The 15,280-nt window shown below is 52.8% G+C and carries 11 protein-coding genes; 8 read left to right on the forward strand and 3 right to left on the reverse strand.

Annotated features, from left to right (window positions below; translation table 11 throughout):
- Window positions 1-592: 592 nt before the first annotated feature.
- On the forward strand, window positions 593-1,246 hold the full coding sequence (locus AC1DRN_RS10230) for a hypothetical protein (protein WP_223457438.1): 654 nt from the start codon (window positions 593-595) through the stop codon (window positions 1,244-1,246).
- 348 nt (window positions 1,247-1,594) lie between these two features.
- Here AC1DRN_RS10230 and AC1DRN_RS10235 read toward each other — a convergent pair whose 3' ends face one another.
- The gene (locus AC1DRN_RS10235; RefSeq protein WP_223457436.1) at window positions 1,595-2,473 is read right to left on the reverse strand and encodes a hypothetical protein; all 879 of its coding nucleotides are present in this window, start codon (window positions 2,471-2,473) and stop codon (window positions 1,595-1,597) included.
- 1,734 nt (window positions 2,474-4,207) lie between these two features.
- On the opposite strand from AC1DRN_RS10235, the gene AC1DRN_RS10240 reads away from it, so the two are divergent.
- From AC1DRN_RS10240 to AC1DRN_RS10270, 7 genes are all read left to right on the forward strand, one after another.
- The gene (locus AC1DRN_RS10240) at window positions 4,208-4,930 is read left to right on the forward strand and encodes a Tn7 transposase TnsA N-terminal domain-containing protein (RefSeq protein ID WP_223457434.1); all 723 of its coding nucleotides are present in this window, start codon (window positions 4,208-4,210) and stop codon (window positions 4,928-4,930) included.
- Window positions 4,931-5,233: 303 nt separating this feature from the next.
- Entirely contained in the window at window positions 5,234-7,153 is a 1,920-nt protein-coding gene (locus AC1DRN_RS10245) for a hypothetical protein (RefSeq protein ID WP_223457432.1), read from the forward strand.
- Window positions 7,154-7,157: 4 nt separating this feature from the next.
- Window positions 7,158-8,090 (forward strand): TniB family NTP-binding protein, encoded by a 933-nt coding sequence (locus AC1DRN_RS10250; RefSeq protein ID WP_477786696.1) that lies wholly within the window; start codon window positions 7,158-7,160, stop codon window positions 8,088-8,090.
- On the forward strand, window positions 8,083-10,017 hold the full coding sequence (locus tag AC1DRN_RS10255; RefSeq protein WP_223457428.1) for a TniQ family protein: 1,935 nt from the start codon (window positions 8,083-8,085) through the stop codon (window positions 10,015-10,017). Before AC1DRN_RS10250 ends, AC1DRN_RS10255 begins: the two co-directional genes overlap by 8 nt.
- Window positions 10,018-10,217: 200 nt before the next feature.
- A complete protein-coding gene (locus AC1DRN_RS10260; protein ID WP_477786697.1) occupies window positions 10,218-10,847 on the forward strand; it encodes a hypothetical protein in 630 nt (209 codons plus the stop codon).
- A 19-nt stretch (window positions 10,848-10,866) separates the two neighbouring features.
- Entirely contained in the window at window positions 10,867-11,496 is a 630-nt protein-coding gene (locus AC1DRN_RS10265; RefSeq protein WP_223457426.1) for a helix-turn-helix transcriptional regulator, read from the forward strand.
- 150 nt (window positions 11,497-11,646) lie between these two features.
- Window positions 11,647-12,507, forward strand: a complete 861-nt coding sequence (locus tag AC1DRN_RS10270) for a CAP domain-containing protein (RefSeq protein ID WP_223457425.1) — start codon at window positions 11,647-11,649, stop codon at window positions 12,505-12,507.
- Between the two features lie 813 nt (window positions 12,508-13,320).
- Here AC1DRN_RS10270 and AC1DRN_RS10275 read toward each other — a convergent pair.
- Both AC1DRN_RS10275 and AC1DRN_RS10280 read right to left on the reverse strand, forming a co-directional pair.
- The gene (locus AC1DRN_RS10275) at window positions 13,321-13,953 is read right to left on the reverse strand and encodes a Vgb family protein (protein ID WP_223457424.1); all 633 of its coding nucleotides are present in this window, start codon (window positions 13,951-13,953) and stop codon (window positions 13,321-13,323) included.
- A 35-nt stretch (window positions 13,954-13,988) separates the two neighbouring features.
- Window positions 13,989-15,209 carry a helix-turn-helix domain-containing protein gene (locus AC1DRN_RS10280; protein ID WP_223457423.1) on the reverse strand — a complete coding sequence of 407 codons (1,221 nt, stop codon included), beginning with the start codon at window positions 15,207-15,209 and terminating at the stop codon, window positions 13,989-13,991.
- Between the last annotated feature and the right edge of the window lie 71 nt (window positions 15,210-15,280).

The raw sequence follows: 15,280 nt of genomic DNA on the forward strand, positions 1-15,280 counted from the left end.
GCCCGCAAGCGTTTCGGACGATCATGACCCTGAATCGCCCGCTCTCGCTCGGTGAATTTACGACGCACGCACCGGTTAGAAAGCGCTACACCCTTCCGGTGTTATTTCACCTGTTGTTCTGACCACGCTCCGGTAACTGCAGGGCATACAGGCCAGCGAGCAACGCTCGTAAGACTGAAGGTCTTCACTTATTTTCGCTTCTCCTTGAGCAAAAAAAACCGCTTGGCCCTGCCCCACTACAGCCCAATCCCCCGGACGCACACTTGGTCGTCACCCCCCTGCGCCAGCAAAGTTGCCAAGCGATAGGAGCTCGATGCGACAAATGGTATGTACGTTCGCAGATCGGAACAACCGGCCGGCAGATCAGCGCGCCGGCGTTAGCGGACGCGTGCGCCCAGATCGATATTAAACGACGTCAGTTGGACAGAGACAAAAACACCATTATGGCGGCTGAGGCAGTAACATCGATTGACGCATTCCGGGGCGGCTTTGCCCTTGGTCGACCTTGCGTCAGCGCCAACACCCCGTGCACGGCTAAAAGGCTTATCGTTACGGTCGGCAAGCCCTTAATGCCGGCGTTCAAGGAGGTAACATGGCAACCAAGAAAATCGAGGTCTACCGCGGTTCAGAGGGACACACACCGACGTCTAAAAAGGCAGATAGCATTCACCTCCACATCGAACTGCCGGCAATGAGCGGGAGCGCGACAAACGTATACCTCGACTGCCTCGAGATCTTGAACCGTGTATTTCTCGGCGCACTGCCCATGGCCGCGGCCGATTCAGAGGAGCCTGCCTCGGGCCTCAGCGCTCCCGGCACACTGAACCCGCACACGTTATTCAGGGAGGCGGCCATGCTGGCGGAGGCGCAGCAATTGATCCTGCAAGGCGGTGAGTGGGTAACTTCGGCGGGCTTAGCCCAACTCACAGGGCTCTCGCCTGCCGCACTCGCGGCAGGACTAGCGGAATGGCTGCGCGAAGGCCGTATCATCAAATTGAGCGACCAGAGCCAGGATTACTTTCCAGCGTTCGCGTTTGGCGACCCAACGAAGCAGCACCCCACCACCGAATTCGGCGCGGTAGTCAAAGTGCTAAGCGCAAAAAAGGACTGTTGGGGGATGGCGTTCTGGTTCGCATCAAGCAATCACTTCTTGGGAGGCAAGCGTCCGCAAGACCTGCTGCGAACGTTACCGGATCATGTGCACAGTGCAGCGCAGGAAGAGGTGGCGTGGCAACTACCTGGTTGATAGCCTCACAATCGGGTACGAGGTAAGCAGGTGCGTTATGGCCGCGTAGTCGATCCACCCGGCCGAACGCATTTGTCTGTTGTGGCGGAGTGTGCAACACATGTTGCAGCAGCGGGAGAACCAAATCCAATTGCAAAGAAAAACATTGGCTCGCTCGCGAGGCGCTGGACCAATACAGACAAAAACGCCTGCGGCAACGCGAGGACAAAAGCCGTCACCACCCACGACTTGCAAATGCAATAACTGCAAAACGATTTGCGTGACCATCTGCAGACCCTGCTCTTGCAAGCTGAGTCGCAATCCGAAGATATGCCACCCCGACATGAAATGCATCTGATGCGACGACCCTCAAGTAGCGAAGGTCAATCGCAGGTCTGCTTGCTGGCGTAATACGCGGCCCGTGCGCGTATAAATTCGCCTGGGCCGTTCTACCTCCTGCTCTACAGGTGCGGCAAGTAATTCTCGAATCAACATGCCCTGCCGGGGTTCGCCGAGCACCCAAAGCCACAGTACGCAGCGCTCATCCCAGCATCGAACCCACCCACGCTCGATAAGACACTGTCCCAGTTTTGCTTGGTCACTTACACGTTGCTCAAATGCCGTCAGATCCCTTGGCCAAGCATAAATCTGACCCAACTGGCCGGAGCAAAGTAGCTCGTTTATCAATGGGTAGAGCAGCTGAGCAAAGCGACGGTGAATCGGCCTCGCACAGGCCAGCACGCAATAGTGAGTAAACTTTCGTTGCAACCATAGCCGCTCCAGATAGAAGCGGTTATCTAGACTGCGGAGCAACATAATCAAGATGCCTAGTCGCTGCCAGCATGGGCACCCACATAGGGCTCTGAGTGTTGTTGGAGAATAGCCAGGCAACGGTCGACCGTTCAGGCGTAAGGCAAACAGTTGTGCCTCAGTTTGATCCACCCGCAAATGAGGATCCAACGCCGACCACAGCACATTGTCATAAACCATGCGCAGGGCGGGGTAAACTTCGTACAAGTTCTTGCGTATGGCCACACTCGCCTCCGCCCCCTCAAAACGACGTCGCCATGCTCTACGTAGCTCTTGCGGTACCGCGGCGTCAGCAAGCAACGTGATGTCCTGCTTAGCCAGCGAGGCGGCGACCGCCGCGCCGGTACATTCGCAACCTATAGCCTGTGCAGTTGAAATCGCAAAGGCCATACCACGAAGTTTGGCGATGCTGATATACGGCTCCCGGCGAGCTGGCATATCACACCTCGAACAATCTGTAGTGCTACTACCTAAATTGTAGTTGAGCTACAACGCTAGGATACGCCATGCCCCTGTCGAAAATATTAATAGAGAAATCCTATGCGAAATATTCAAGCCCTGATAGAAATATAACCGATTGATAATATTAAATTTTTTCAACACCTCTCTTTAAAGCCTGCTTTGTTATTACGTGAAATTCAAAACCGTTACCCGACTCAGACGTTTTACTAATTCGCCTTTCGCTATTCATAAGCTCTGGCTGAAGGCCCAGACTGTGTAAGCCTGGCCGAGAATAGTGCCCAACCAATTGTAGGGCCTGGGATTTTTATTTTATCAGTGATTGGCAACTAGGCTGTGACAATCATTCGTTTAGGCAATCGAGAGCGCAGCGATCTGCTGCTTAGAAAAGTCAAAACTCACAATAGAACAAATCTATAATCTTATGCGATAACATAAGCTAGCAACCTATCCATTTAACCACCTGATTTAGATGATTTTTTAAATTATCCGACTCATAGATTTTCTTCATCAGTGACCTCGACGCCGGAGGACAAACGCGCGAGCATAACCCCAAGCCCTTCACCCTTAGTCTCCGCGATAGTTCCAAGCTGCCACCTCCGCGCGACCTGAGTTATGAGCGGGAGCGTAAGTTAGATATCGATGTGGTGAGTAGGCTGAACGGTCCAACACTGACGCAGGCGAAGGCTGGTCCTCTGCTCAGCCCCCTATCAGACAATCAATGAGCGCGGATCGTAATCTACAGCTAGTTCGGAGAACGATGATGAAGACGACGCGATTAATTCAGTCTCAAAAGCGGTTTGTGCAGAAAACATTGCACCCATTTACCCCTAAGCGTCCGTTATCCCCTGCGCCTACGGCACGGTCGAAAAACCTCCGTCCTTGCGATAAACGGTTCCGGCAGCATCAGCACGCTGAATGTGCAGTGAAAGGCAAAACATCTTTTATCTCCTCGCTCTTGCCTCGCCTCTCGCACTTGTACCAAAAGCTTTTCGGTCAGTCAGAACCTGCTTTGACCACTCGCACACACGGCACCCGATCAAATCTTGCCTTTGCAACCATTAAAATCGAGACTGATCTTTTAAACGACACTTCTAGATGGGCCAAATACGGATTGAGTATTCCGCACTACCTTACAACTGTGTCAACAAGCGTTTTTTGCCATATCCTCACGTGGCAATTCAAACAAGGCGGAACACTGACGCAGGCCACTTTCGAAGCCTTGAACTCCACGTTTAAGAAAGTGCCAGGCGACGTGTCCATGTTGTGCCCCATTACTCAGCGCTATAGATACCGCGGTACCGATTATGAAGTAGCTCTTGTTCAGAAAAGCTGTATATGGTTGCGTCCCTGTGTTACTCGCAATCGCAATACAATTCCAGCCCACCCTCTTTCAGCTTCGCGTTACACGCTCCAAGGCTTATCTCCATCCCTCGTTAAAATTCCGGGTCCAACGGGTAGGACTGCGCGCCCTGAAACTAGAACTACTATGAAAAATCAAACCGTACGGTCATTGCAGCTGGCTATGTCTCGCCTGTCGAAGTAATGGTGTTCTTTTATTGCAATGCTCTCGATCAACACGGGAGTTAGATACGTTAACAAAAAACCACTCAAGCGAGTCGAGCAGTTTGACCTAATCCTTATCAAGTTCATACTCTCCATACGCTGACCGTCATTGGGATTGGCGTATGATGGCCAAGCTAAAGGGCTACCATGATGCTGGATAAAAACTGGGTTCCGTCACATTCTTCACCGGCGCGTGACGTGCGTAAAAACCGCTATGGAAAGTCGCTAGTCTATTTTCCATCGCGAAAAAATCACGCCCAGCTTATCTGCGAAAGTCATAATGAAGCCGACATGTGCTTGATCTTGGAATACCTGCCTGCAGTCATTCAGTATTACATCCAGCCAGTCAGCCATACTTATAATGACGGCAACAAATCACATACATATACACCTGATTTTTTTATCCAATGCGACGACCGTAGTTATTTTATCGAGATAAAAGGAGGGTATTCGGATCAGACCAGTTCCTACCAGCGCACTTTAGATAATTTTGCGGCCACAGCCAGCGCGCTAGGTTACGGATTTGAAGTCTTCGTCCTTTCCGACTTTCCTACTGACGAAACTCTAGACAATCTCGGGCTACTGTATTCGCGCTCTCATCAGGTCACCGCGTTTGAGTTGCGGCAACTCATGCAATGCCTTGGTACATGGAACGGGCCACTGACAATCTCTCTACTGCTCGCGCACAATCCAGCGCCCTCAATGAGAGCTGTGTGTGCTGCCATTTTTCAACAAAAACTGAATTGTGATCTCACTAGCATGCTCAACTTGCACACCCCGCTTTCCGGTGAGGTCAAACATGAAGAACACAACCCTAACTGGCCAAGCTTAGTTTGTTTTGATCAATCGATTTCCTCTCACGACATCTAAAGAAATGCCGTTCCACCAAAATTTATGTATAGCCGATTTACCTGTGGTAGGCGATAAATGCAAAATTCCAAGCCAATACGCCATTAACTAGAGTTGACCACCCGCCTGACAGTGCCGGCGGGCACTCCCTTAGTACTTTCATACATAGCTTGCATAACTTCATCAGGGAAGCAATCACTGAGCATACAACCCCTAACATACGGCAGAGCCAACCACTCCGACAAATTTAGTGAAATTTTATACTGTTTAAAATAATTTGAAGCCACGCTTATAGTATTTTGCCCCAACTGAGGATTGCAATCTATGGGCAGCATCAAGACAATCAAGACCGGCAGCCAATACAACATTTACGGGAAAATTTACGAAGTGGTCTCAACAGAAGACACTCGGATTACAATGCGCTCGGTCCAATACAAAACAATATTATTCTTCACGCCGGATTTGCTGAATAGCCTTCTACTGAAAGGAGAAGTGCGCCTGCATGCAATGGCAACAATTGATTCATCGTACGAGGCTGTTTTACACACCATGCCCCAGGCCCAGAAGAAAGAGTATTTACGTAAAATATACTATAGTCGAGAACTTACGGAGCGCTTTCAAGGTTCTCTGCCTCATGATGCCGTTGAGGCAGAGGTAGAGCGGTTATCGAAATGCTATGGGGACGACAAGCCTCCCTGCTACACCAGCGTTTACTCATGGGTCAGAACTTACCGCGAGTCAAATTTCAATCCATTTTCGCTGATCAAACGAAAAAGCACTCTCCCTCGCGGCAAGCAACTCAACAATGAAACACGCGACATTATCTCAACATTTATTTATAAATTTTATTTACAACCCAAACATCCTACGATCAAAACCCTTCACAAGCTAATTACGGCGCACATCGATAACGAAAATGAGGACCGGAGCAGCTACTCTTTAATTAAAATCAGTACCCCCTCGCTCTCCACCGTATCTCGCGAGATCAACCGCATCAATCAATATTATAAAGATGTTGAACAACTCGGAAAACAGGAGGCCCAAAGGGTCAACAACTACAGCACGAAACAAAAAATTTCGCGACTATTACTAAGACTCGTCGAAGGAGACTCACACGAAATGGATATTATCGTGGTTGATGAAAAGAGACGAGTGCTTGGACGACCATGGTTACACTTGCTGATTGAAACCTCCACGCGCTATGTCATCGGATATGAACTTTCTCTGACACCTCCGTGTGCCGAAAAATTCCTGAAGTCGCTCCGGATGGCACTTTCGTGTGAAGACCCCGAACACTTCGGTGGTCGCCCGATCGAAATTACCGTCGATAATGGTGCAGAAGCCGCAAATGAAACGGTCAAAAATTCTGGTGATCTGCTTTGCATAAAAATTCATTATGCACCACCCCGCACGCCGAACGCCAAAGCAATTGTTGAACGATTTTTTGGTACGCTTAACAGTCAACTCATCCACGCAATGGAAGGCTCCACGGGATCAAACCCCGTTATTGGCAAATATTACAAAGCCGAAGATGGCGCCTGCATACAGATGAGCAAATTGAATGAACTTTTTGATTGTTTCATAAATGAAGTTTATCACCAAGAATACCACCAATCCATACACACATCACCGCATCAAGCGTGGTTGACAGAATCATTGGACCAACTGCCACCGGAACGTTACACCCAAGATGCACTGAAGAGCGTATGCCGGCAGGTTGTATACAAAAGAATAAACGGTGGAAGGGTTACACACAAATCTCTCTCATGGACCGGCCCTAGCCTGCCCGCGATTGCAGCCGCTCTAGGCAAGAGCCGAAAAGCTATTGTCTACATAGATATAACCGACCTCTCACGCGTATGGGTTTGTCACCCGGATAAACCCACTGAATTAGTTGAAGCCTTTGCGACAGCCCCCTACCAAAACAACTTGACCATGTACGCGCATCAGCTTGTTTTGGATGACCTCAAAAAAAACAAAATCAAGTTCGATGATAGCCGCGCACGTCAAGCACTGTTAAAAATCTACAATGAACTTTGGGAAATAAAACACAACTCAACAGCTCAGTCTCGCCATAATCTGCGGAAAAATAAACGACTGTTGGTGGCCGCGGAAAAACTCGGGCTTTCGTCGCGTACTTCGCGACCCACAGGCAAAAACGACGCACCCGCGCCTGCCAAGTTGCCGACCGATTTTGCCAGCCTTCCCTTACAGAATCTGCCTACCTACGTTATCGGGAGTTAATCTCATGACACTATCAATTGCCATGGAATCGAAGATCATCGAGTTTTCAAATACTATCATTATRCACCCTCAATATGCTGCGGCCATCGAAAAATTGCTTCACGGCATGGAAGCCACGCGGTTGAGAAAGGAACCCTGTTGCGCACTCTTATTGGGTGACCCAGGAACGGGGAAAAGTACCGCCTGTACGCAGATAATCAATATGGTCGGTGGACAGCGCACAGTCTTTCTTGAAAGTGGGCAGTTCAAACAAGTTCTCGCCTTTGATTGTCCTGTGCCAGCCACGTACTCAATCATAGATTTGTGCACCGAAATGCTCAAGGCGCTTGGAGACGACCCTCCTGTAGCCAAACTCGCTACATTACAAAATCGGCTTTTCCGTTTGCTGAAAACATGTGGAACCAAACTCATTATTATCGACGAGGTGCACGACCTCCTGAACCCAAGTGCTGTAAAGACGTGGCAGAATGTATGCAAGTGGATAAAACACGTGGCTAACAGCACTGCCATCCCGATTATTCTTTCAGGAAAAACCAGCGCAGAGTCACTGATAGACAAGCACGAAGAACTGGCTGGTCGCTATCCATATCGCGCCAGACTGAGCAACTTGAAGTACGATTCAATTTTCATGGCGGTATTACTCAAATTGAATACTGAAATGAGCAGAATCGGAAATTTCTCCAAACCGTTACACATTACCGACAGCAAAATCTCATGTGCGTTCTACTTGCACACACTTGGGAATATGCGGTCTTTACGGACACTACTTTATGAGATTATGCACATCGTATTAACCCGGAAAGGCGACGAAGTCACAATTTCGGATTGTGCAACGGCGGCGCGGCTACTAAACGACGGTGTCGAACCTTATACAAATCCCTTTGAAGTATCTGCTGGAACAATTCAAACACTTATGGAGCAACTGAAAGATGCATGAATTACCTTTTTGGCCTAGGCCCTACCCGCATGAAAGCCCGTCTAGCCTGGTTTCACGGACGGCTTTCCTTAATGGATATACCAATGTAATGAGCTTTTCGCGAGCACTTGGTGTGGATGCCTTTATAAGTTTTAAAAACTTATTCGAAGGAGAAGTCATAAGCGATTTCTTCTTAAAAAATGAAGAAAATCCATTCGCCTCTCAAAGCGTATTTTATAAGCGCTCATCCCCTTTAGCGACGGGCTTGAGTAACACCATAATTGCAAAAATTGAGATCCCTTTCAGAAAATGTCGGCATCACTCCCGATTTTGTCCGGCCTGCTTAGCGGAAGGATACTGGCGATTTATCCAAGATATCGACTATGTGGCTGTATGCCCCTACCATCATCTCTTTTACCTAAGCAACTGCCCCTCATGTGATAGGATATATCAATGGTCATACACCAATGGACCGTTTTGCAAATGTCAATTTGACCTACGGAACGCGTTAGCCACGCCCACCCAAGACACTGCCACTATAGAATTATTAGAATTATTTCTAAACCTTAACCAAGATGCAATCACCCGAACGTTCGCTGCTCTTGATTGCATGCAATACAAACTTCTTTCCGACCCCGACACTAATTGCGCAATCAGCACGGCGGTGAATATAGGAAAAGAGGATAAAAAATTCTTTATCTCTTACCTTACGAATCTAACCAACAGCTATCCGAACTTCCCGACACAAACATTGCTAAGTTCATGGATTCGGAGCCATGATCAATGGATCAGTAGCACAACATTGGATTATTTGAAAAATAATTCATCCCAATCGCACACTTGCACTGTGCATAACTGCTGCAAACCTCTCGCATTCAGCTTTGCCGAATTAAAATCCTCATTCGGCGCTGTCGGCGCACTTGAAACCACACGATCCATTATAAAAAATCATTCATTTCAAAAAATATGTATCGCCAACAGAATTTTTTACCACAAGGATCAAATGTGTGAGGTTATAAACAAATTTAAACAAGAACGAACTAGAGGAGAAACCCCTACCGGATATACACGCAAAGATTATGAATCGTTACATAAAATCCAATCTAACTGGGGGGTTCTGCCACACCAAGTCGAGGAACTTGTTTCAAATGGATTCATTCCAGGAGAGATTATCCTAGGAAAAATCACTCGAGGAAAATCTCGCGCAAAATTCATACACAAAGATTGCCTTAAATTATTTGCTCAAAAATTCACCACCACCCCGGCTTTATCCAGAGAATTTGGAATAACTGGCAAAGCCATCAAGTCAATCCTCTTTAAAAATAACATTATGCCGCCGCACGACAACTTCCCCTATCTTTATAGTCGAGAACAAATTACGTCGGACATAAAAAAATCCATAGAATCTCGCCACGATGACTTGAAGATCTTACGCGCAAGAAAAAAACACACGACTTTGGAGTTCGCATCACTAATAAACATTAAAAGAAAATCATTAATTCTGCTTATTCAGTCAAACACAATCCCAAAACTTACGTCACTATACATCCCTAAAACCAATTCTTTCACTGATCCGGACGCGGCCCTTAAGTTACTCATGGAATGGCGCAAAGACCATTTTACTCACTATGAGCTCGCCACCAAACTTGACACTAACGCCCATGTTTTAAGACGGCGCTTCGAGGTTAAACACGATACAAAACCGTTATTTATCGGCAATCAGAAATTTTATAGTACCAGTATTGCCAAGGAAATAGAGCGCCAGTTAAAAATGTATATCCCCCAGTACAAAGCGTGGTTATTGGCTAATCTGACCTCTGGAGGCCTTAAGCGCCTGATTGAAAAAAAGTTAATCAAGCCTATTACCACCGACCACCCCGCGTATTGCCCGTCAGTAAAACTATATTGTCTTTCGGACATACTTTCACTCTCGGACAACCTTCCCTGACCGGCACATCGTCATACCTCTCCCCCAAAAAGTCGTTCCCCTCTTATGTCGAAACCGATAGGCTGCAGATTTCGTTATCTGCTGAGTTTATATCCGAAAAATTCGCCTTCTGATGATTATAATTTTCAAGTCTATGACTTTTTGTTTACTAGAGTGGCTCTACCCAGTTAATCGGGTTCAACATCTAAAGGTTTTCAACGATGAATATCAAAACCCTGGCTTTGCTCCTGCTGGCTTTCTGTGCGCAACCGGTCTGGAGCCAAACGCCCGCCGCCTCGCCTGCCGCTGTCGACAGCCCCGCGCTGACCACGCGCCTGGCCGAGCGTGACCTTTGGGTCGAACACATTTTCTGGATCAGAAACTACGCGCTGGCCAATCAATCCGCCGATAAAAAGCAAGCCAAAGTCGCGGCGGACCAGGTCGTCGACAACGCGACCAAAATCGCCAACAGCATCGCCCCGCTCTACGGCCAACCGGCGGCGGATCAACTGCTCAAGCTGCTGGCCGGTCACTGGGGCGCGGTGAAACACTACAGCGATGCCACCGTCGCCAAAGACGCCAAGGGCAAGCAGGCTGCCGTCACCGAGTTGASCAGCAATGCCAAGGCGATTGCGGCTTTCCTGGCCACCGCCAACCCCAATCTGCCTGAAGCCACACTGGTCAACATGCTGTCGGCCCATGGCGGTCACCACGTCGCCCAGATCGATGCGTTTGCCGCGCACGATTACGCCGGCGAAGCCCGCACCTGGGCGATGATGCGCACGCACATCCAGGCCCTGGCCGACGCGCTGACCGCCGCGCTGGTCAAGCAGTTCCCTGACAAATTCTGATATCGCGCGAGGGTATCCCATGCTGGAAGGACTGGGCCGAACACAGCAAGACCTGCTCAATGCGCTGCTGCACCATGCGGGCGGCATGAGCATTGACGAGTTGGCTGAACATCTGGCCGTCACGCGCACGGCGATCCGCCAACACCTGGCGGCGCTGGAGCGTGACGGCCTGGTGCTGCGCGGCGACACCCGGCCGACGGGTCGTCGTCCGGAGCAGCTGTATCGGCTCACCGACCACGCGCGGGAGCAGTTCCCTCGCCACTATCAGCTACTGGCCAGCATATTGATTGATGAAGTCGCCGCCATCATCGGTCCCGAAGCCCTGGCTTCGCTGATGCGCAGCATGGGCCGCAAGCTGGCTTCGGACCTGGAACAACAGGTCGTGGATGAAGCCAGGATCGTCCAGCACATGAACCAGACGGGCTACGAAGCCGAGGTGTTTTTTCGCTCAGGCGGCACCCCGGAAATCGTTGCGCATAACTGCGTATTCCATCGCCTGGCCGCCGCCCACCCGGTGGTCTGCGAACTGGACCTGGCCTTGATCGGCACGCTGGGCGGCGGTGAAGTCGAACACAGCGAATGCATGGTGCGTGGCGGGCATGTCTGTCGCTTCAGGCTACGACCGAGCGAGAACCAGGATCCCGTTTAAACGACGCACCACTCCTTACCCTTCGTCGCACGCCTCGGCTGGACGACAGGCCGCCGCTTGTCCGCCGTGAACCTTGTGTCGAGACACCAGTCATACCCAGCGCTTCCCCCCCACTCCTATTATCGTCATCTCATCCGAGTTGCCCGTCCCATGCGCCAAACCGCCGTTGCCTTGCGCTTTCCTTCGCTGTGCCTGTTTTCCCTGCTCCCGGTTTTTGCCAGCCCCGCCCACGCCGATGGGCAACGGCAACTGGTCGACGCCATCAACGACTATCGCGCCCATCCGCAACGCTGCGACCGACGACCGACACAACGTTTATCACCCCTGACGCTTAAGTCGAACCTGGCCTTGCCCGTCGGCGTGGGCGGTGGGTTGCGGGACCGGTTAAAGGCTTCCGGCTATCAGGCAACCATGGTGCGCTCTATCCGCGTGGTGGGTGCACGGGATGCCGAAGAAGCGTTCGATATGTTCCAGGACGAACATTGCGCCGCACTGCTCGACAATCAATACGCCGACATCGGCGTCAGCCGCGCCGGGAGTGAGTGGCAAGTGGTGCTGGCGCGGCCGGTGCTCGACGGGCAGGCCGGCGATCCACGCAACGCCGCACAGGCGTTGCTGGCGCAGGTCAATGCCGCCCGGGCAAGGCCGCGCCTGTGTGGTCGCCAGCGCTTCGGGGTCGCGCGGCCGCTGACCTGGAGCGCCTCCCTCGGCGCCGCAGCCCAGGGCCATAGCAAGGCCATGGCCTACGGCAACTATTTCGCCCACCAGGACCCTGACGGCGACATGCCCTACGACCGCGCCAAGGCTGCCGGCTACCGTGGTCGGCAGATCGGTGAAAACATCGCCGCCGGGCAAGGCTCACCGAGCAAGGCCATGGCCGGCTGGCTCGCCAGCCCCGGGCACTGCGCCAACCTGATGAACCCGATGTTCACCCAGGTCGGCGCCGCTTATGCCACCAACGCCCGCAGCGACAACGGTGTTTACTGGACGATGCTGTTTGGCGCGCCCTGAGCCGCTGACCAGACCCACCTTGCGGGCATTAAAAAGCCCGCACTGGGCGGGCTTCGCGGGTGAGTGTAAGTAGGTGGCCGGCGCTGGTCTCCGGCTTACAAGGTTTATCAGGCCTCCCACAAAAGAGCCGTGAATCTGTATTGGAACTCTTCTGCTTCACACGGCATAAGGGCTGGATCCCAGCGCGGGGATCTTTCTAACCGTGTACCCTTCGGAACGCGCCCCACGTCTCCTTGCTATCCTTTTGCGCATCAGTCTGCGTCTTCACCTACAAGGTTGAGGATAGCAAAACAGACACGATTGCCAACCGGGCTTTTAGACCGATTTCGACCAGCAGAAAACATGGCAGGAAACAAAAATACTATCGGTGCGCAAATGACTCTAATGGATGAATTTCGCCAAGGCAGTTGCCTTTGTGGGAGCGAGCTTGCTCGCGATGAGGCCAACACATTCAACATTGATATCGGCTGACCCACCGCTATCGCGAGCAGGCTCGCTCCCACAGTGATTTCGGTTGCTTGCAGATTTTGCGTACTCCCACTAACCCTGTGGGAGCGAGCTCGCGATGAGGCCAGCACATTCAACATTGATATCGGCTGATCCACCGCTATCGCGAGCAAGCTCGCTCCCACAGGGTTAGTGGGTGTACGCAATATCTGCGAGCAACCGAAATCACTGTGGGAGCGAGCTTGCTCGCGATGGCGTCAAATCAGTCAACATTGATGTTGCCTGACACTCTGCAATCGCGAGCAGGTCGGATCGCCGCACCGTCGCTCCCACAAAGGTTGTATCTGGTGACCTTGCTGCAGCACCTCACGAAGGCCGGCGCACCACCCTCACCTTGCCGCTATCGCCACCACCGCAGAACAACCGCTCGCCGCCGTCGGACTCCAGCCCCGACACGCCGACGCCTTCCGGCATCTTGAGGCTTTCCAGTACTTCACCGGTTTGCGAGTCGATGCGCCGCAGTTCACTTTCGTCGCCCTCCCAGGTGCCATGCCACAGCGAACCTTGCACCCAGGTCACGCCGGTGACGAAACGGTTGGATTCGATGGTGCGCAGGATCTTGCCGGTCTCGGGGTCGATCTGGTGGATCTTGCGTTCGCGGTACTGGCCCACCCACAACGTCCCTTCGGCCCAGGTCAGTCCCGAATCGGTGCCTGCGCCGGGGGCGGGGATCGTGGCGAGAATACGGCCGGTGCGGGGGTCGATTTTGTCGATGCGGTCTTCGGCGATCTGGAACAGATGCTCGCCATCGAACGCGGTGCCGGCATGGGCAGCGACATCGATCGAGCTCAGCACCTTGCCGCTTTCCGGGTCCAGGGCGTTGATTTTGCTGTTGCTGGCGAACCAGACCTTTTCGCCGTCCCAGGTGACGCCGCACACATGATCGACATCGGCAAACGGGCCATATTCACGAATGATCTCAGCAGTTGCGTGTTTCATTCCGGCATTCCTCATTGGGGTTGGTGGCGTTCATCCTAGCCACCGGGCGGCGGCACCGGGAGTAACAAGGTCGTCGCGAATCCCGGTACGGGCGGCGTCATCCAGCGCCGCGCGCGACCACGGCCAAACCATTGCACCTTGCCCTCCTCCGCCAGTGTATCGAGTGTCCGCTGCACCGTGCGCTGGCTGGTGCCCAGCGCCAATGCCAGGGCGGAGCTCGACCACGACTCGCCATCGGCGAGGCAGGCAAATACCGCGGCAAATTTTTCCTCGGCCGGCGGCGCCAGTGTCACCACCTGCGTACACACCGGTGATTGCAGGGCAAAACCGCGAGCCGTCGCGGTGATGCCGGCCAAGGGCTTGAGTGCTTGACGCAGCCTGCCGATTTCCACGCGAAGCCGGGCGCGATGGGATTCATCCGAGAGCTTCAAGCGGAACGCCCGGGCGATCAGGGTTTCCCGCGCAACGTCAGCGGGCCACGCTTCGGCCAATGCGCGGGCAAGCATGAACAGAATCGGCCGCGTCGCAAGCGACACCGACATGCCACAGCCACGCACAGCGTACCGGCAGGCATCCACCACCAGCGACGTGGAACCGAGCAACGCTTGAACTTCACCGAGCAACAGCGGCCGTACCTCACCCTGGGCAATCAGGCGTGCCGCGGGGGCATCGAGCAGGCGCGCAGCGTGTTCGACCTCGGCCATCAGCGCGGCAATCCCCGCTTGACTGGCCGCTTGCCCGGCCCTCGTCAACGCGTCCCGTGCCGCGTTCGATTGCAGGCATCGAATGGCAATACCCGCCAGTACCAGTTCATGGGTCGCACGCAATGCCGGCGGCAATGGCCCGGGATCGAGTTCGGCCAGTAGCTGCTGCGCCTCATCGAGCTGACCGATCAGCAGCAACCGGCGGATTTGCAGATACCGCGCATGGGCGGCATTGACCCGGTCACCGTGGTGTTCGAGGGTGACCCGCGCCGTTTCGAGCGCCTTGACCGGCCACCCGAGTTCCCGCGAAGCCAGGGCGATTTCGGCCTCGGCCACCACACAGCGCGCACGGGCCAGCACTTCCCTGGGCGCAAAGGCCCGTTGCGCACGCTTGATCAGCACCCGGGCCCGCACCAGATCGCCCAGTTGCGCCATGGCGATACCGCGCAGGGCCAGCGCCGGCGCATCGTCGCGCAAGGCCACACGGTCCAGCGCGCCCAGCGGGTTCCCTGCGGCCAGCGCATGGGCAGCTGCCATGATCATCGAGTCCATCGAAATCCCGCCACACTTGTCACTCCCCTCATTCGATACCCGGGTTTAGTCTAAATCACGACCTTTCACCA

This window comes from Pseudomonas sp. P5_B3, from assembly GCF_056400405.1.